Raw genomic sequence first — 17310 nt, 5'->3', positions numbered from 1 at the left:
TCGGCCCCTGCGCTGACTGCCTACCCCTCCACCGGATGCAGCGCCTGCGCCGGCGTGCCCACCACCTGCGCCCGGAGCCGGAGCGACAGCTCGAACAGCGGCTTGGGCTTCAGCATGAACGACGAGATCGGCATGCCGAGGAACAGCTGGCAGTCGCGGATGAAGTGCGGCTGGTCGTGGTAGCCGGCCGCCACCACCAGCGCCTTCCACCCGCCGCGCCCGACCTGCATCGACGCGATCAGCGCGCGCATGAACCTGGCCCGGCGGAGCAGCAGCTTGGGCGTGAAGCCGAAATAGCGCGTCGACAGCCGCGCGATATGCCGGGCGTCGATCCCCGTCCGCTCCGTCATCTCCTTGATGGTGAGCACCTCCGGGTCGAGCAGCAGCGCCGCGACCCGGGCCACCGCCTCGTCCTCCGGCGGCGTGCGGATCAAGAGGTCGGTGAAGAACGCGTCGAACGCCTGGGCGGGATCGTCCGCCTCCAGCACCGCCGCCCGCAGCGCCTCCGTCCGGTCTCGCCACACCGTCTCGAGCGGCGTGATCCGGTCGGCGAAGGGCGCGGCGTCGCGTCCGACGAAGCGGGCCCAGCCGAGCGGCGTCAGGCCCACGCACACGCAGCGCCCCGTGGCGAAGCGCGTATAGGCGGCGTGGCTCGTCGGCCCGAACAGGGCGTTGCGCGGTCCCGGATCGAACGTCCGCCGTCCGATCTTCGCCCCCCAGTCGAAATCGTCCTCCGCGAAACGGATCGCCGCCCACGCAGGCGGAATGACGTCCCGCGCTTCTTCGCCCGGCAACAAAGAAGCGTGATATGAATCGTAGGCGGTTAAATAACGCGATAAATGTAACGCCGGCTTGGCGTACCAAATACTTAGCCGCCCGTCCCCCGGGCAACTCGCGACCAGGCTCATTCGCCTTCCCCCTGTTAGCACCAACAGTAAGGAAAGTTCTCGGATTGGCAACGCGTTGTGCGTGTAACGTACAGCGCCTGTTTGGTCCGGGATGGAGCGTTCTGGGACGGCGCGGCCCAAGAACGTCCTTAATCGTCAGCGCTGACCAACAACTTGTCGATGCGCCGCCCGTCCAGGTCTACCACTTCGAATCGCCAGCCTTGCTCGACGAAGCTCTCGCCTTCACCCGGCAGATGCTTGAACGCCGCGAGCGCGAGCCCCGCCACCGTGGCGAAGTCGCGGTCTTCGGGCAGTTCGATCCCCAGCCGCTCGGCGAGCATGTCCGCCGCCGCCGTGCCCGCCACCAGCAGCGACCCGTCGTCGCGCTCGACGATGGCGGGGGCCTCGTCCGGGTCGGCGTCCGACCGGAACTCGCCCGCGATCGCGGCGAGCAGGTCGGCGGGCGTCACGATGCCTTCGAAGTGCCCGTACTCGTCGTGGATCATCGCCATGGGCACGTCGGCCTCGCGCAACGCGTTCAGCGCGTCCATCGCGTCGATCCGGTCGATGACGACGGGGGCCTTGCGCATCAGCCGATGGAGGTCGAGCGACTCGCCCCGGAACAGCGCGCCCGCGATGTCGCGCGCCTGGACCACGCCCGCGACCGCGTCCACCGACCCGCGCGCGACGGGGAGCCGCGTGTGCGGCGTGTCGAGCAGCGCGTCGCGGATCTGCTCAGGGCTGGCGTCCACGTCGATCCAGTCGATCTCCGTGCGCGGCGTCATCACCTCGCGCACCGGCCGATCGGCGAGCCGCACCACGCCGGAGATGATGGAGCGCTCATGCTCTTCGATCACGCCCGACTTGGACGCCTCCGCCACGACGAGATGCAGCTCCTCCGCCGTCACCTGGTCCTCCGACTCGCGGCGCAGGCGCAGCAGCCGGAAAATGAGCGCGCTGGTCCGGTCGAGCAGCCAGACGAGCGGCGCGGTCGCCTTGGCGAGCCAGCGCATGGGGATCGCCACCACCGCGGCGATCGGCTCCGGGCTGCGGAGCGCGAACTGCTTGGGCACCAGCTCGCCGACGATCAGCGAGGCGTAGGTGGTGAGCCCGATCACCAGCGCGTAGCCTATCCGCGACGCCGCGCCCGCCGACAGGCCCAGCATCTGCAGCCTGGCCGCGGTCGGCTCGCCCAGGCTGGCGCCCGAATAGGCGCCCGCGATGATGCCGATCAGCGTAATGCCGATCTGCACGGTGGACAGGAACTTGGACGGCTCGGCGGCGAGGTCGAGCGCGGTCGCGGCGCCGCGTTTGCCGGCGCGCACCATCGCCTCCAGCCGCGCGCGGCGCGCGGAGACGATGGCGAGCTCGCTCATCGCGAACACGCCGTTCAGGGCGACCAACGCCAGAATGATCAGGACGTCGGTCCAGGGGAACGGGGGAAGCTGTGCCATCGGGCTTGTTGGCCCAACTTGGCCCGGACCGTGCGGTTCCGCAAGCAGGGGAACGTTCGCCGGCGGCTTCGAGTTATCCGGCTCCATAGTATGTCAGGGAGCGTATCCGAATGAATCTGCGGTCCAAAGTCGTCCTGAGCTTCGCCGCCTCCGCGGCCCTCACCACCGCCGCCTGCACCACCGATCCCGAAACGGGCGAGCGCCGCATCAGCCGCGCCGCGATCGGCGGCATCGGCGGCGCGGTCGGCGGGTACCTGCTCGGCGACCTGGTCGGCGGACGGCGCGACCGGACGGAGCGGATCCTGGGCGCCGGCATCGGCGGCATCGCGGGGGCCGCCATCGGCTCCTACATGGACCGGCAGGAGCAAGAGCTGCGCCAGCGTACCGCCGGCACCGACGTGCAGGTGACGCGCCAGGGCGACGACCTGATCCTCAACATCCCGTCGGGCATCAACTTCGACTACAACTCGGCCGCCATCCGGCCCGAGTTCCGCACCACGCTCGACCAGGTGGCGGGCACGCTGGCGCAGTACAACCAGACCTATATCGACGTGTACGGCCACACGGACGCGACGGGCTCCGACCAGTACAACCAGGGCCTGTCCGAACGCCGCGCCCGCTCGGTCGCCGATTACCTCTCCACCCGCGGCGTCTCGCCCGCGCGCGTCGCGACGCGCGGCTTCGGCGAGACGCAGCCCGTCGCCCCCAACGACACGCCCGACGGCCAGGCGGCGAACCGGCGTGTGGAGATCAAGGTCGTGCCGATCCAGCAGAACGACGTGCAGGGCTGACACTCTTCCCTCTCCCGCGAAAGCGGGAGAGGGCAGAAGTTACCGCCGCCCAGCGAAGAACCCCCGCAGCAACTCCGCCGCCTCCCGTTCCCCCAATCCGGCATACACCTCCGGCCGGTGATGGCATGTCGGCTGCGCGAACACGCGCGCGCCGTGCTCCACACCCCCTCCTTTGGGATCGGCCGCGCCGTAGTAGAGCCGCCGCACCCGCGCATGCGCGATCGCGCCCGCGCACATGGCGCAGGGCTCCAGCGTTACCCACAGGTCGCACTCCTCCAGCCGCTCGACGCCGAGCTTCGCGGCCGCCTCGCGGATCACGCGCATCTCCGCGTGCGCCGTCGGGTCGCGGAGCCGCCGCGGCGCGTTTCCCGCCCTCGCCAGCACCTGGCCGTCGCGGACCAGCACCGCGCCCACCGGCACCTCGCCCGCGTCCGCCGCCGCGCGCGCCTCTTCGAGCGCCAGGCGCATGGGTTCGGGAACCGGGAACATGGGCCGGCGCGTGCACGCCTCGGCCGCCGCGGGTCAAGCGGGCGCTAGTCGGCCCCGTTCGCCGGCGGCTCCTCCGCCGCGATCCGCTCCGCTTCCTGCTCGATCGTCATCCCCTGGTCGGGCGTCGCGGCGGGCGCTCCGTCGCCGAAGCGCAGATAGCCGAAGTGCATCGCCGCCACCGTCAACAGCACCACCACGCCTAAGATGAAGAACAGTCCGCGCATGCCGGCCCTCCCGCTCGTTCGGATCGCTGGCGTAACAACGTGCCCGCCCGCCCGCGGGTTGCATCCGGTTGACGGAACCCGCCCGTGCCGCTATCCGCGCGGCCTTTCCGAACACCGGACCACAGGATCAACATCATGTCGCGCATCTGCGAGCTGACCGGCAAGGGCCGGCAGGTGGGGCACAACGTCTCCCACGCCAACAACAAGACCAAGCGCACCTTCCTGCCCAACCTGCAGAACGTGACGCTGCTCTCCGACGCGCTGGAGCGCTCGGTGCGCCTGCGCGTCTCCGCGCACGGCCTGCGCTCGGTGGAGCATAATGGCGGCCTCGACAACTGGCTCGTCAAGACGTCGGACGAGAAGCTCTCGCTTCGCGCGCGCCGCCTGAAGCGCGACATCGTCAAGAAACGCTCGGCGGCATAGGCGCAGGCGCGGCGACGACCGCGCCGGTGCGCGGCTGCGGCCGCGCAACGCCGAGCCCGGCCGGCGGGCAGGTCGCCGAGCGGCCTGACCCATTCGACGTCGAGCGGCGGCTCCGCCGTCGCTCACCCTTCCAGCGCGAACTTCAGCAGCAGCGTCCGCTGCAGCCTCGTGTTGTTGTCGTCGGACAACAGCCACACCAACGTCCGACCGCCTTCCCGCCCCACGGCCACGCCCTCGAAATTGTCGGCGACGAGCGGCGTCTGAAGCCTGGCGATTTCCTCACCTTCGACCATCGCACCGGGCCGGATCGCGCCGCGCGCGACGATCGCCACGCGCGTGAGCCAGCTGAACGGCAGGTCGAAGCCGCGCTCCAGCACCAGCACGCGCCCGTCGGGCAGCTCGGTCATGTCGACGGGGTCGTAGCCGCGCGCGGGCCGATAGCTGAACGTCGCGGGCCGCGCGCCGGGCGCGGTGGGGTCGCCCGCGAAGATCAGCCCCGCCCGCGCGCGCGGCCGCTTTCCTCCCGGCGCGCGCCGCGGCCTCGCCTGTTCCGAGATCACGACGAAGCGCCCGTCGGCGAGCCGCGTCATCGCCTCCGCCCCGCCGCCCTCGGACCAACGCCGCATCTCGCGGGGCGCCCGTCCCCGCTCCGCGCGCGCGAAGCCGGGGGCGTAGCGCCAGATCTGGTCGTGGTTCTCGAACCCCACCCACCAGCGGCCCGTGGCCGGATCGTGCGCGAGCGACTCGCTGTCGCGGTCGCGCTTGCGCCAGCCCGTGCCCGGCCCCGCAGGCAGAGGGAACAGGCGCGCGTCGCGCGGCCGGCCGTCCCCGCCCATCCTGAACGCGAGCAGGTTGCCGCCGTCGCCCAGCAACAGGAACCGACCGCCCGCGACGTGCAGCGCCGAGAAGCCGCCGAACCCCGGATCGGCGCTTTCCAGCGCGATGCCCCCTAGATAGCGCAGCCGCCCCGCGCGGCGCACGCGCGGATCGCCGGGATGGAGCGCCACGGGCGCGACGCGGAGCTCGCCGCCCTTCGGCAACGGCAGCTTATCGTAGCCCGACCATCCGGGCACGATCAGCAGGACCAGCAACAGGCCGAGGAGCACGCGCACCCGCGCCTCATAGGGGCGGGCCGCGCGCCCGCGAAAGCCTGAACGATGGATAACGAGCGCATTCAGGCTCGGCTCAAAACGAATCACCTAAAAGCGCATCATCGACGGACGGTTATTCCGCCGCCCCGAGTTTGAAGAGCAAGGAGTAGGGAGCATGTTCAAGAAGCTGTCCATGGCCGGCGCGGCGCTCGCGATGACCGCCGGCGCGATTGTGCCCGCCACCGCCGCCGAGGCGCAGGGCCGCCGTTATTACGATCGCGGCTACTATGACGATCGCGGCTATTACGACCGCCGCGACTATCGCCGCTACAACAATTATCGCGCGCGTCAGAAGTGCCGCGACGGTGACGGCGGCACCATCGTCGGCGCAATCGCCGGCGGCCTGCTCGGCCGCACGATCGACACCCGCGGCGACCGCCTGCTCGGCACCGTCCTCGGTGCGGGCGCGGGTGCGCTGGCCGGCCGTGCGATCGACCGTAGCGATCGGCCGGGGTACTGCCGCCGGTGATTGAAGGCGCGGAAGCCTAGCTTCCGAGCCGGTGCGGGCCGCTCGGCGGCCCGCATCAATCACCCCGGCCGGCGAGTTGGCGGCCAAGCCGCCAAGCTCGTTCGACGACACGCGACGGCTTCGCCGTCGCGAACCCCCGATCTCAACCACTTAGCAAGCTACCGCCTGTAGGCGGTGCGTACGTCTCCCGCGTAGCGTATCGGGAGCGGGGGGCCGGTCTGTGTATCGACCGGCCCCCTAGTTATGTCCGGCGCAGGCGCGGAAGCGCAGCTTCCGAGCCGGTGCGCGCAGCGCGGCACCGGACGCGGCCGGCGGGTCGGCGCAGCCGATTCCGTTCGACGTCAAGCCGGCGGCTCCGCCGTCGGCCCGCCGGAGCCTTATGCCGTCCCAGCCCCGCCCCACCCGCGACCGCCTCGCCTCCGCCGCTCTATCGGCCGCGGTGACGGCCGCCTTCGGCTACGCGCTGATCCTCGGGCTTAATGTCGACCTAGCCTCTCGAACCGACGACGCGCTCAAGACGTTCAACCTCCTCCCCGACCCGCCGCCCCCGCCGCGCGAGACGCCGCGCCCTCTCCCCGCCCGCACGCGCGAGAAGCAGGGCGAGGCAGCGCCGCCCGCCTTACGCGCGCGCCCGAAAGAGATCGTCGCCCCCGAACCGATCGTCACCCCGCCCCCGCCGCCCGTCCTCGCCGCCCCCATCGCCGATACCGGCCCCGCGCCCTCTTCCGGCGCGACCGACAAGCCCGGCCCCGGCACGGGCGCCGGCGGCGAGGGTATTGGCCGCGGTGCCGGCGGCTCCGGCGACGGCACGGGCGGCGCGCCCGTCGCGCGGCGCTTCCGCCACGTCAGCGGCGAGGTGACGGACGACGATCAACCCGAATGGATGCGCGAGGCGGGCATGACCGGCGTGGTGGTATTCAGCTTCACCGTCGGCCCCTACGGCCGCGTGACCCGCTGCGCGGTGACGGAGTCGAGCGGACACCCGGCGCTGGACCAGCTCACGTGCCGGCTGTTCATGCGGCGGACGCGGTTCCGGCCGTCGGTGGATGCGACCGGGCGGGCGGTGGCGGACGATGGTACGGGCGAGGTTGGGTGGGGTATGGAGGACTGACCTCCCCACCGTCACCCCGGACTTGTTCCGGGGTCCATCGCCGAACGCGTACTCCGCCGGACGGGTGGGCGACACCGTCCCTCCCCCGTCGCCCCGGCCTCGAGCCGGAGTCCCGCTTCTTTTTTCAGAAAGAAAGCGCGACGGCGAAGCCGCCGCGTGACGTCGAACGGGTTTGCTCGCGAAGGGCGAGCAACCCGCCGGCCGGACTTCGGGCTGCGCGACTTCGCGCGCACCGGCGCGGAAGCTCGCTTCCGCGCCTGCCCTCGTCAGTACATATGCTGCCCCCCATTAATGCTCAGCGTCGACCCCGTCACAAACCCCGCCGCCTCGCTCGCCAAAAACGCCACCCCCCGAGCGATCTCATGCGCCCCACCGAGCCGCCCGACCGGGATCCGCGCCACGATCTTCTCCAGCACGTCCCCCGGCACCGCCGCCACCATGTCCGTGTCGATGTACCCCGGCGCGATCGCGTTCACCGTCACGCCGAACTTCGCACCCTCCTGCGCCAGCGCCTTGGTGAAGCCATGGATGCCCGACTTGGCAGCGGCGTAGTTGACCTGGCCATACTGCCCCGCCTGCCCGTTAATCGAGCCGATGTTGACGATCCGCCCCCACTTCCTCTCGCGCATGCCGGCGAACACGCCCTTGGCCATGTTGAAACAGCCGCCGAGGTTCGTGTCGATGACCTCCTTCCACTGCTGGTACGTCATCTTGAGGATGGTCGTGTCGCGTGTGATGCCGGCGTTGTTGACCAGGATGTCGACGGGCCCGAGGTCCGCCGCGACGCGCGCGCAGCCCTCCTGGCACGCGTCGAAATCGGCCACGTCCCACTTGTACGACTTGATCCCCGTCCGCCGGGTGAAGTCCTGGGCGCGCTCGTCGTTGCCGGCGTAGTTCGCCGCGACCACCACGCCTTCGTCGCGCAGCATCACGCTGATCGCTTCACCGATCCCGCGGGTCCCTCCGGTAACGATCGCCACGCGCGCCATGCAGCCTCTCCCTTGTTGATCTAGGTTGACGCTACGGAACGCCCACCCAGCCCGCAAGCTCCCGCTCCAAAATGCTGCGCAGCATCGCGATACCCGGCGCGGTGTCGTTCAGGCACGGCAGATACGCGAACCGCTCGCCACCCGCCTCCTCGAACGTCTCGCGCCCGCGGATCGCCAGCTCCTCCAATGTCTCGATGCAGTCGGCCGAGAAGCCGGGCGCCACGATCGCGACGCGCTTGACGCCCTTGCCCGGCAGCCCCGCCAGCACCTCGTCGGTCGCCGGCCCCAGCCACTTCGCCCGCCCGAAGCGCGACTGGAACGCGACCAGCAGCTCGCGCCCCAAAGCCTCGGACAGCAGCCGCGCCGTCTTTTGGCAGTGGCAGTGGTACGGGTCCCCCTTGAACAAGGTCCGCTCCGGCATGCCGTGGAAGCTCGCGACGATCGCGTCCGGCTCCCAGTCGAGCGCGGCCAGCTCCGCCTCCACCAGTTCTTTGAGCGCGCCAATATAAGCAGGGTCGTCGTGATAAGGCGGCAGCGTCCGCACCGCCGGCTGCCACCGCATCTGCGCGAGCTTGGCGAACGCCTTGTCGTTGGCCGTCGCCGTCGTCGCCGCGCAATATTGCGGGTAGAGCGGCGCGAGCAAGATCCGCTCGCACCCCGCATCCTTCATCGCCTGCACTTGGCGAGCGATCGCCGGATTGCCGTAGCGCATGGCGTAGTCGACCAGCACCCCCGGCCCCCACGCACCCTGCAGCGCCCTGGCCTGCGCCCGCGTGATCTTGGCGAGCGGGCTTCCCTCGTCCGTCCACACCAGCCCATAAGCATGCGCCGACTTCTTCGGCCGCGTGTTCAGGATGATCCCGCGCAGGATCGGCTGCCAGGCGAGCTTAGGAATTTCGACCACGCGCGGGTCGGAGAGGAACTCCTTGAGGTAGCGCTTGACCGCTTTGGAGTCCGCCTCGTCCGGCGTGCCTAAGTTGATGAGCAGCACGCCCACCTTGCGCGCCGGGATGGCGGGATGATCTGCGGGAGGGTTCATGCCGCCCACTTAGCTAAGTTCCTCCCCCGCTTACAGCGGGGGAGGAACTTACAACAGCGGCAACGTCCTCGCCCGCACCCCCGTCGCTGCCTCCAGCGCGTTCGCCACCGCCGGCGCGACCGGGGGCACCGCGAGCTCGCTCACCCCGCCCGAGGCCTCGCCGTTCTCGATCAGGTCCACCGTCACCTCCGGCGCGTCGACGAGCAGCGGCAGCCACAGTCGGTCGAACCCGCGCGCCGTCGGCCGGCCGGCGGCGAGGCCGGTCGACGCGCCCAGCGCCAGGCCCAGGCCGAAGATCAGCCCGCCCTCGATCTGCTGGCGCACCAGGTCCGGATTGACCATCGTCCCGCAGTCCGCCGCCGCGACCAGCCGCGTGACGCGCGGCCGTCCGCCCCCGCTCCGGTCCGCCTCGGCGAGCACGGCGATGTGGCCGCCGCGGAAGCTGTGGCACGCGATCCCCTGCCCCGTGCCCGGCCGCCCGCCGTCCCAGCCGCCCAAGCTCGCCGCCGTCGACAGACACCGTGCCAGCCTGGGGTTGCCGCCCAGCATGCCGATCCGGAACGACACCGGCTCCTGTCCCCCCGCCTTGGCGAGCTCGTCGAGGAAGCACTCGTTGAAGAAGCAGGTGTAACCGTGCGCGCCGCCGCGCAGGTGGCCCGTCTCGATGCCGATGTCGGCCGCGTGATGGTCCACGGCCCAAGCCGGAATGCGGTAGGGCGGCGCGGCCCCGCCGACCGCGTACCGCTCGCCCGCCGACGCGAGCGTCGCCGCCCGCCCGAGCAGCCGCCGCGCCAGCGCCTTCCCCGTCGCGGGCGACGCGATCTTCGCGCTCCAGCCCTGCACCAGCCCGCCCGCGCCCAGGCTCGCGGCCATGCGCGCCATCGCCGGCGGCCGGTGCCGTCCCTGCGCGATCTCCTCGCTGCGCGTCCGCACGAGGTTGACCGGCCGCCGTAGCACCACCGCGAGGTGCGCCGCCTGCTCGATCAGCTCGGTCTCGAGCCGCGCGCCGAAGCCGCCGCCGATCAGCATCGGGTGGACCACCACGTCGCCCTCGCCCACCCCCGCCCCCCGCGCCGCCGCCGCGCGCGCGTGAGCCGGGGCCTCGGTCTGGCACCAGAGCTCCAGCCGCCCGTCGCGATAGGCCGCGACCGCGCTCGCCGTCTCGATCGAGGCGTGGACGCCGAGGCCGACCGCGTAGGTCGCCTCGATCCGCCGCCCGCCGCCCAGCGCCGCCGCGACGTCGCCCTCGCCCGCGACCCGCTTCCCCTCCATTCGGAGCGCCGCCTCGAGCGCCCGCCGGATCGCCGCCTCGTCGGGCGGCACCTCCCGCGTCTCGAACCGAGGCTTCAGCGCATCCAATCCCCGCTCCGCCGCCCAGCCCGTGACGCCCACCGCCGCGACCCATCTCGGCGTCTCCACCACCTGCACCAGTCCGCGCACCCGGTCCGCCGCCGTGCGGTCCACCGAGACCAGCCGCCCATCCCCTAGCGGCCCGCCCCGTACCCGCGCGTGCACCATGTCCTGGAGCCGCACATCGCCCGCGAACTGCGCGGAGCCGTCCACCTTGGACGGCGCGTCGATCCGCGGCACCGACTTGCCGGTCAGCCGGCCCGCACCCCGGCCCTGCCCAACGGGCGGCGGATCGGGCGCGTCGCCTCCTACGGCGTCCGCGGCCAGCTCGGCGAAGCGCAGCCGCTCCGTCCCATGCGTCACGAACCCGCGGTCCACGCCGCAATCGCGCCACGACACGTCCCAGCGCCGCGCCGCCGCCTGCTGCAGCAGCGCCCGCGCCGTCGCCGCGGCCGCGCGCGCGGGCCCTTCGAACTGCCGGACCGACGTCGAGCCCGCGGTCAGCATCGCGGACGCGAAGCGCTCCGGCACGCGCCCGAACGCCCCTTCGAACAGCTCGGCCACCCCCAGCGGATTAGCGTAGAGCGGGTTCACCGGCGCGGCCTCCACGCCCACCTGCCGCCAGTCCGCCCCCAGCTCGTCCGCGACGATCTGCGGCAGCGCCGTATAGACGCCCTGCCCGCCCTCCGCCTGCGGGACGGTCACCGTCACGCGACCGTCCTCGCCGACCTTGAGCCACGCGCCGAACGCGTGCTCGCCCGGCCCCACCGCCAGGTTCGCCGGATAGTCCCGCGGCCACAGGCTCCAAGCGACGACGAGCCCCACGCCCGCCCCGCCTCCGATCAGTAACCCCCGCCTGGAAACCCGCGCCATGCGCCCGGCCCTAGCCGAGCCGCATACGCGCGGCCAAGCGCGGCGGAACGGGCGCGTCGCGCCTGGCCCTCTGCGCTAATCCCAATAAATTCTCGCCATGGCTCGAAAGCGGACGTTATACCCACCGCGATAGGACCTTGGATCAGTGCATCATTGTTGTGTTGGCGGGCAGTTTCAGCCGGGAGCGGAAGCCACCGGCTGCAACGTAGAGCCAGTCGCGCACGTGTGCAGGTAGGTGGGAATAGTTGCCACGCTTCCGCGACTTGTGCCGTGTTGACCATATAGACAGTTGGCCTCGTTCACGCGTGCCTACGGTGATGACACCGTAGTAGAGGCTAAACGATAGAATGGCGTTTTGCTCCCCACCCTTGTGAGCCGAATTTCCCTCGACTACCAACTCACAGTTGCTCAAACCAATAGGACCAGCAACAGCAAGACTGTCTTCTAAATGGCCCAACTCTGGCCCCATCAACTCCGCCAATCGCGCCCTAACTACCGGCTCCTTGAGGAGTAAGTCGGCGTCCCCGCCAGCAACTTTCGCGAGTGCGGCAAACTCACCTGTGCAAGCAGCGGACGCTGGCGCTGCCAACGCCAGCACGATCGATCCCCCAACAGTCGCCATTCGCTTGAACATAAGCACCAGACACCTCCGTAAAGATGTCGAGGTTAGTTCATAGCTTAACGTCCGCAATGGGTTGAAAGCGGACACTCGCACCGTCAGCGCAGCATGACACGGCAGCACCTGCATGTCCGCCCCGTCGCCGAACGGAGTCGAACCATCAATTCTCCATTCCGCCACGCCGCCCGTCAGAACGCCCCCGGCACCTCACGCTGCACCACCGACGGCCGCTCGGGCGTCAGGAGCTCGCGCCGGCCCTGGCCCACCGCCTGCACGCTCGCCTCGCGCGCCGCGGACGCGATGGTGGAGCAGGGCCGCCCGCCCAGGAAGTCCAGCGCCGCGCGCACGCTCGCCTCGCGCGGATCGCCCAGCGGAAAGTTCAGGTCGTCGCCCGCCCGGCACGTCGCGCGCACGGTGGTGGCGAGCCCGTCGTAATAATTGCCCTGCCGGTCGCGGTTCTGCGTCGCGAACGCGACCACGCGCAGGCGGTCGTCGCACTGCGCCCGGTCGCGCGCGATCTGGCCCACGGGCTTGCCGAAAGTGTTGGTGCCCACCAGCGCCACGTTCTGGCCCAGATACGGCACGAACGAGTTGATCACTAGCTCGCTCGCCGACGCGGTCGAGCCCGTGCCGATGAACGCGATCTTGGTGGGCGCGATCGACTGGGGCTGGGGCGAGAAGAAGCGCGTCTCGTTGAACTGCGACTTCTCCGGCCGGAAGGCGGTGATGCTGAACACGTCCGCGCTCGTCCGGTTCGCGCCGAGTAGGTCGCCCATCAGCTCCGCGATCGAGACCAGCCCGCCGCCATTGTAGCGGAAATCGACGATCACCTCCGTCACGCCCGCCGCGCGGAAGGTCGCGAACGCATTGCGCAGCTGCCCGTCGGCCGTGTCGATGAAGGTGCGCAGGTTGAGATAGCCTACTTGGCGGCCCCCGTCGTTCAGGATGCGCGCGCCGTAGCGCGACGACACGGGGGTGAGCGCGAAGTCCGCCTTGGCGACGGTCACGTCGCGCGTGCCGGACGCGTCGGCGACCCGGAGCAGCCGGGCGGTCCCCGCCGTGCTGGGCCCGAGCGCGTTCGACACCGCGTTCGGGCCGCCGGACGCGAACAGGTCGGCCACGCTACGCAGGTCGGCGGACGAGGTGCCGATCGCCAGGATCTCCGTCCCCCGGTCGATACCCGCCGCCAGCGCGGGCGTACCCTCGAACGCCTCCGACACGACGAGCCGCCGGCCGGCCGTGTCGTAGGACAGCCTGACGCCGAAGCCCGCGCTCGATCCCTGCTCGAAGAACGCGTTCTCTTCGCGGATGGAGGTGACGTAGGTGAAAAAGCGGTCGCGCCGCTGCGACCGCGCCGTCGCGGTCAGCGCGTCGACATAGTCGTTCACGTCCGCATAGCCGCTCGGGTCGAGCGAGGCGGGCAGCGTCTCAGGAAACAGGTACCATTCCCGAAGCTGCGCCGCCGCCCAGTCCTGCCGGTCGCGCAACGAGCAGGTCGAGCTGGGCGCGGGTGTCGGCGCAGGCGCGGGCGCCGCGGCGACCGTCGTCGTGGACGAGCCTCCGCCCCCACCGCCGCCGCAGCCGGTCAGGACGGCCAATAGGGCCAGGAACGACACCGAACGCGACCGCTTCATATTCTCTCCGGGTTTTCCACCACTTAGCGCGAAGATAGGTCCGTGTCAGGCCCGAATGTTCGCGCGATGTACCTATGTTTCCCGCCTTAGGACGCCCTCCGTGAACCGTTGATTGCCGACGCCTTTACCCCTCGCGCCGCCGCACGGTATCGCAGGTGGGACGATCCCGCCACCTACGGCCAAGGAGCCGCCCATGTTCCGCCTCGCCGCCCTGCTGCTCGTCGTCGCCGCGATGCTGCCGTCCGCCGCCGCCGCGCAGGCGCCCGATCGCCCGGTGCGTCTGGCCGTGGCGCGGCTCACCCACGGCCATGTCGCCTGGCTGCTCGGCTGGGAGAAGCGCGGCGACGTGGAGGTGGTCGGCATCTACGAGCCCGACCGCGCGGTCGCCGAGCGCTACGTCCGCGAGTTCAAGCTCGACCCGCGTCTCGTCCACGCCGAGCTCGCCCCCATGCTCGACCGCGTCCGGCCGGAGGCGGTGGTCGCGTTCGGCTCCATCGCCGAGCATCGCTCCGTCGTCGAGGCGGCAGCCCCGCGCGGCCTCCACGTCATGGTCGAGAAGCCGCTCGCCTTCAGCGCGACCGACGCGGACGCGATGGCCGCGCTCGCGCGTCGCCACCGCATCCAGCTGCTCACCAATTACGAGACGACCTGGTACGCCTCGCGCGCGCCGATCCGGGCCGCGCTCGCCCGCGGCGAGGTGGGCCCGATCCGCAAGGCCGTGTTCCGCCACGGCCACCATGGTCCGAAGGAGCTGGGCGTGCAGCCCGAGTTCCTGTCCTGGCTCACCGACCCGCAGGCGAACGGCGGCGGCGCCCTGGTCGACTTCGGCTGCTACGGCGCCAACCTCATGACTTGGCTCATGAACGGCCGGGCGCCGACCAGCGTCACTGCCGTCACCCAGCGCCTGAAGTCCGACCCGTCCTGCGCCCGCGTCGACGACGAGGCGACGTTGGTGCTCGCCTACCCGGACGCCACCGCCATCGTGCAGGCGTCGTGGAACTGGCCCGACCACCGAAAGGACGTCCAGGTCTTCGGAGAACGGGGCCTGCTCTTCGCCCCCGACCGCGACACGCTGCTCGTCCGCCGCCGGGGCGAGCAGGCGGACCGGCGGCTCGCCACGCCCCCGCCCGCGCACGCCGACCCGTTCGCCTTCCTCGCCGACGTGATCCGCGGCCGCGCCGCCGTGCCCGACGACGATCCCTCGTCGCTCGCCAACGCGCTCGTCGTCGCCCGCATCCTCGACGCCGCCCGCCGCTCCGCCGCGACGGGGAGGACGGTGCGCCTCGACTAGAAGCGCTGGCGCGCCGTCACCCCGATCGTGCGCGGCTGGCCGATGTTGAAGCCGAGGCGCGCCCGTCCGCCGCGCTCGCGGTCGAACGAGAGGATGGGATTCTCGTCAAACAGGTTGTTGACGTACGCGATCAGCGACAGCCCGCGGTCGAACTCCAGGCCCGCCGACAGGTTGAACAGCTGATAGTCGGGCAGGCGCAGGTCCAGCGTCGTCGACGCGCTCGCCGGCGCGCCGCCGAAGGGCAGGCCCGCCACAAAGGTGCGCGGGTTGTTCTCCTGGTCGGCGGGCTGGGTGAAGCGCGAGCCGACATGCTGGAAGCTCGCCGACACGAATGCGTCCATCGTGTCGTTCACCGGCCGGGTATAGGTCGCGTTGGCCGACAGCTGGAACTTCGGCACCGAGGGCAGCCGATTGCCGTTCCGGATGCCCGTCGAGGTCGCGAGCGGCTCGGGCAGCGTCGAGTCGAACTCCGCCTCCAGCACCGTCCCGCTCAGCGCCAGGTCGAGCCCCGGCGCGGGCGTCGCCGCGATCTCCACCTCGAGCCCTTGCGTGTGCGCCTCGTCGACGTTGAACACGATGCGCGAAGAGCAGGAACCCGCGTCCAGCGTCACCTGCAGGTTCTTGATGTCGGTGCGGAACGCCGCCGCGTTGAACGTGAAGCCGCGGAACGACGACTTCACGCCCAGCTCATAGTTCCACAGCGTCTCGTCGTCATAGTTCTGGAACCCGCCGAACAGCGCCTCGTCCGCCGGCGAGCAGAGCGGCAGGTTCAGCGGATCGTTGACGCCGCCCAAGCGGAAGCCCTTGGACGCCTGCGCGTTGAACGTGACCTGGTCCGACGCCTCGTAGCTGAGCAGGAAGCGCGGCGTGAACCCGTCGGAGCTCGTCCGGTCGGTGCGATCGTCGCCGTTGGCGAACAGGCCGCCCGATAGGAAACGCCGCTCCTCCTTGAAGTCGTAATAGCGCAGGCCCGCGGTCGCGGTGAGCCGCCCGGCCTCGTAGCTCGCCTCGCCGAACACCGCCTTCTGCTCGATGTCGTAGGGCAGGAAGGCGTTGTAGGGAGAATCCGGCCCGAACCCGTTCCGGACCGACGCCGACGTGCCCGCGCCGAGCCTCGCGTCCGTCGCCGCGTCGTAGCCGGGGGTGGGCAGCGTCTGGTTGTAGACGCGGTCGACCTTGGAATAGAAGCCGCCGACCAGCCACTGGAACGGCCCGCTGCCCGTCGACTGGAGGCGCACCTCCTGCGTGAACGTCTCCAGGTCGGTCGTGTCGCGCAGGTTGGACGGGATCGTCACCGCGGCGGCCGGGAAGCCGAGGTCGACCGACACCGATCCGGTGAGCGCGCTCGCGTCGCGCGACGCCAGGATCTTGCGGTCGATATACGTCGTCACCGACGTCAGCCCGACGCCCCCGAAGTCGATCGTCCCCGTCAGGTCGGCGATGAACGTCCGGTCGCGGAACCGCTCGCGCAGCAGCAGGAACTGCTCGCGCTCGTCGAAGGTCACCTGCGGCCGCGTGGTGGTGAAGCGGTTGCCGAACAGGTTGAACACGTCCTGACGGTTGAACCCGTCCGCCTCGATCTCCTGATAAACGATGCGCGGCGTGATCGAGACCGCGTCCGTCGGCTCGAACAGCAGCGCCAGCCGCCCGCCGACGCGCTCGCCCGAGTTGACGTCCTCGTCGCGCCCGCCCCCTTCGCGGATCGCGTCCACGAACCCGCCGTAGCGCGTGTAGTAGCCGACCGCCCGCACCGCCAATGTCGGCGACAGCGGCAGGTTGACCGCGCCCTTGACGTGCCCGCCCAGGTCGTCGCCGTCGACCAGGTTGAGGTTGCCCTCGACCGTCCCCTCGACGCGGTCGGTGCGCGGCTTGTTGGTGATGTAGCGGATCGTGCCGCCCACCGACCCGGACCCGAACAGCGTCCCCTGCGGCCCCCTCAGCGTCTCCACGCGATTGAGGTCGAACAGGTCGAGGTCGGGCGTGAACAGCGAGAGCGAGATCACGCTGTCGTCCAGGTAGACGCCGACCTGCTCCTTTACGCCCGGCTGGTCGCGCACGATCTGGCCCGCCGATACGCCGCGCACCGCGACCTGGCTCTGGCCCGGCCCCAGATTCTGAATGGTCAGCCCTGCGACGTTGCGCGACAGGTCCTCCAGCGTCGTCGCGCCCGAGCGCTGGATGTCGGCCTCCGTCTGCGCGTTGATCGAGAAGGGCACGTCCTGCACGGTGGTCGCGCGCAGCGTCGCGGTGACGACCACCTCCTGGTTCGTCTCGGCCTCTTCCGCGCCCGCGCCGGCGGCCGCGCCGCCCGCCGTCTGCGCGGAGGCGGGCTGGGCGAGCAGGACCGCCAGCGACGCCCCCACGCTCGAGACCAGGAAACGCTTGGCGGCGGAACGGGTCATCGGAGCTCTCCCTGCTGGTTGTCACGCGAGGGTAACGACCCGGCAGGGGCGAACAAGGCTCGATTCGGCCCCTTCCGGGTTTTAGTTAATCGGTGTTGCTTTCGGGCGACATGG

16 protein-coding genes are annotated in these 17310 nt (G+C 70.8%); 5 read left to right on the top strand and 11 right to left on the bottom strand.

Annotated elements, in window-relative coordinates:
* Positions 1 to 20: 20 nt before the first annotated feature.
* Together CKY28_RS14185 and CKY28_RS14180 are read right to left on the bottom strand one after the other, a co-directional pair.
* Entirely contained in the window at positions 21 to 794 is a 774-nt protein-coding gene (locus CKY28_RS14185; protein ID WP_176473108.1) for a helix-turn-helix domain-containing protein, read from the bottom strand.
* 242 nt (positions 795 to 1036) lie between these two features.
* Positions 1037 to 2341, bottom strand: coding sequence for a hemolysin family protein (locus tag CKY28_RS14180; RefSeq protein ID WP_095999008.1), 1305 nt, complete (start codon positions 2339 to 2341; stop codon positions 1037 to 1039).
* A 110-nt stretch (positions 2342 to 2451) separates the two neighbouring features.
* Here CKY28_RS14180 and CKY28_RS14175 point away from each other — a divergent pair, with 110 nt between their 5' ends.
* On the top strand, positions 2452 to 3132 hold the full coding sequence (locus CKY28_RS14175; RefSeq protein WP_176473107.1) for a YiaD family glycine zipper/OmpA-like lipoprotein: 681 nt from the start codon (positions 2452 to 2454) through the stop codon (positions 3130 to 3132).
* A 39-nt stretch (positions 3133 to 3171) separates the two neighbouring features.
* Here the strand turns inward: CKY28_RS14175 and CKY28_RS14170 are convergent, their stop codons facing one another.
* Positions 3172 to 3600, bottom strand: coding sequence for a nucleoside deaminase (locus CKY28_RS14170; RefSeq protein WP_095999007.1), 429 nt, complete (start codon positions 3598 to 3600; stop codon positions 3172 to 3174).
* A 65-nt stretch (positions 3601 to 3665) separates the two neighbouring features.
* Positions 3666 to 3845 (bottom strand): hypothetical protein, encoded by a 180-nt coding sequence (locus CKY28_RS14165; protein WP_095999006.1) that lies wholly within the window; start codon positions 3843 to 3845, stop codon positions 3666 to 3668.
* A 135-nt stretch (positions 3846 to 3980) separates the two neighbouring features.
* Between CKY28_RS14165 and rpmB the strand changes: the two genes are divergently transcribed.
* A complete protein-coding gene (rpmB, locus tag CKY28_RS14160; RefSeq protein ID WP_095999005.1) occupies positions 3981 to 4268 on the top strand; it encodes a 50S ribosomal protein L28 in 288 nt (95 codons plus the stop codon).
* A gap of 122 nt (positions 4269 to 4390) precedes the next feature.
* Here rpmB and CKY28_RS14155 read toward each other — a convergent pair whose 3' ends face one another.
* On the bottom strand, positions 4391 to 5380 hold the full coding sequence (locus CKY28_RS14155) for an esterase-like activity of phytase family protein (protein ID WP_095999004.1): 990 nt from the start codon (positions 5378 to 5380) through the stop codon (positions 4391 to 4393).
* Between the two features lie 154 nt (positions 5381 to 5534).
* Between CKY28_RS14155 and CKY28_RS14150 the strand changes: the two genes are divergently transcribed.
* Entirely contained in the window at positions 5535 to 5888 is a 354-nt protein-coding gene (locus tag CKY28_RS14150) for a glycine zipper 2TM domain-containing protein (RefSeq protein ID WP_095999003.1), read from the top strand.
* A 379-nt stretch (positions 5889 to 6267) separates the two neighbouring features.
* Positions 6268 to 6999, top strand: coding sequence for an energy transducer TonB (locus tag CKY28_RS14145; protein WP_095999002.1), 732 nt, complete (start codon positions 6268 to 6270; stop codon positions 6997 to 6999).
* 266 nt (positions 7000 to 7265) lie between these two features.
* Here CKY28_RS14145 and phbB read toward each other — a convergent pair whose 3' ends face one another.
* From phbB to CKY28_RS14125, 5 genes are all read right to left on the bottom strand, one after another.
* A complete protein-coding gene (phbB, locus tag CKY28_RS14140) occupies positions 7266 to 7988 on the bottom strand; it encodes an acetoacetyl-CoA reductase (protein ID WP_095999001.1) in 723 nt (240 codons plus the stop codon).
* A gap of 31 nt (positions 7989 to 8019) precedes the next feature.
* On the bottom strand, positions 8020 to 9027 hold the full coding sequence (gene hemH / locus CKY28_RS14135) for a ferrochelatase (RefSeq protein ID WP_095999000.1): 1008 nt from the start codon (positions 9025 to 9027) through the stop codon (positions 8020 to 8022).
* A 48-nt stretch (positions 9028 to 9075) separates the two neighbouring features.
* Positions 9076 to 11250 carry a xanthine dehydrogenase family protein molybdopterin-binding subunit gene (locus tag CKY28_RS14130; RefSeq protein WP_095998999.1) on the bottom strand — a complete coding sequence of 725 codons (2175 nt, stop codon included), beginning with the start codon at positions 11248 to 11250 and terminating at the stop codon, positions 9076 to 9078.
* Positions 11251 to 11392: 142 nt separating this feature from the next.
* Complete coding sequence (locus tag CKY28_RS18785; protein ID WP_176473106.1) at positions 11393 to 11890, bottom strand: hypothetical protein; 498 nt, start codon at positions 11888 to 11890, stop codon at positions 11393 to 11395.
* Between the two features lie 167 nt (positions 11891 to 12057).
* Complete coding sequence (locus CKY28_RS14125; protein ID WP_095998998.1) at positions 12058 to 13503, bottom strand: S41 family peptidase; 1446 nt, start codon at positions 13501 to 13503, stop codon at positions 12058 to 12060.
* A gap of 193 nt (positions 13504 to 13696) precedes the next feature.
* Between CKY28_RS14125 and CKY28_RS14120 the strand changes: the two genes are divergently transcribed.
* Entirely contained in the window at positions 13697 to 14794 is a 1098-nt protein-coding gene (locus tag CKY28_RS14120) for a Gfo/Idh/MocA family protein (protein ID WP_095998997.1), read from the top strand.
* On the opposite strand, the gene CKY28_RS14115 is transcribed toward CKY28_RS14120, so the two are convergent.
* On the bottom strand, positions 14791 to 17196 hold the full coding sequence (locus tag CKY28_RS14115; protein WP_095998996.1) for a TonB-dependent receptor: 2406 nt from the start codon (positions 17194 to 17196) through the stop codon (positions 14791 to 14793). The two genes, CKY28_RS14120 and CKY28_RS14115, sit on opposite strands and share 4 nt — an antisense overlap.
* Between the last annotated feature and the right edge of the window lie 114 nt (positions 17197 to 17310).

The sequence above is a fragment of the Sphingomonas lenta genome, from assembly GCF_002288825.1.
GTDB classification, from domain to species: Bacteria; Pseudomonadota; Alphaproteobacteria; order Sphingomonadales; family Sphingomonadaceae; genus Sphingomonas; species Sphingomonas lenta.
Note: the sequence above shows the minus strand (reverse complement) of the source record. Positions and strands in the feature narration are given on the sequence as shown.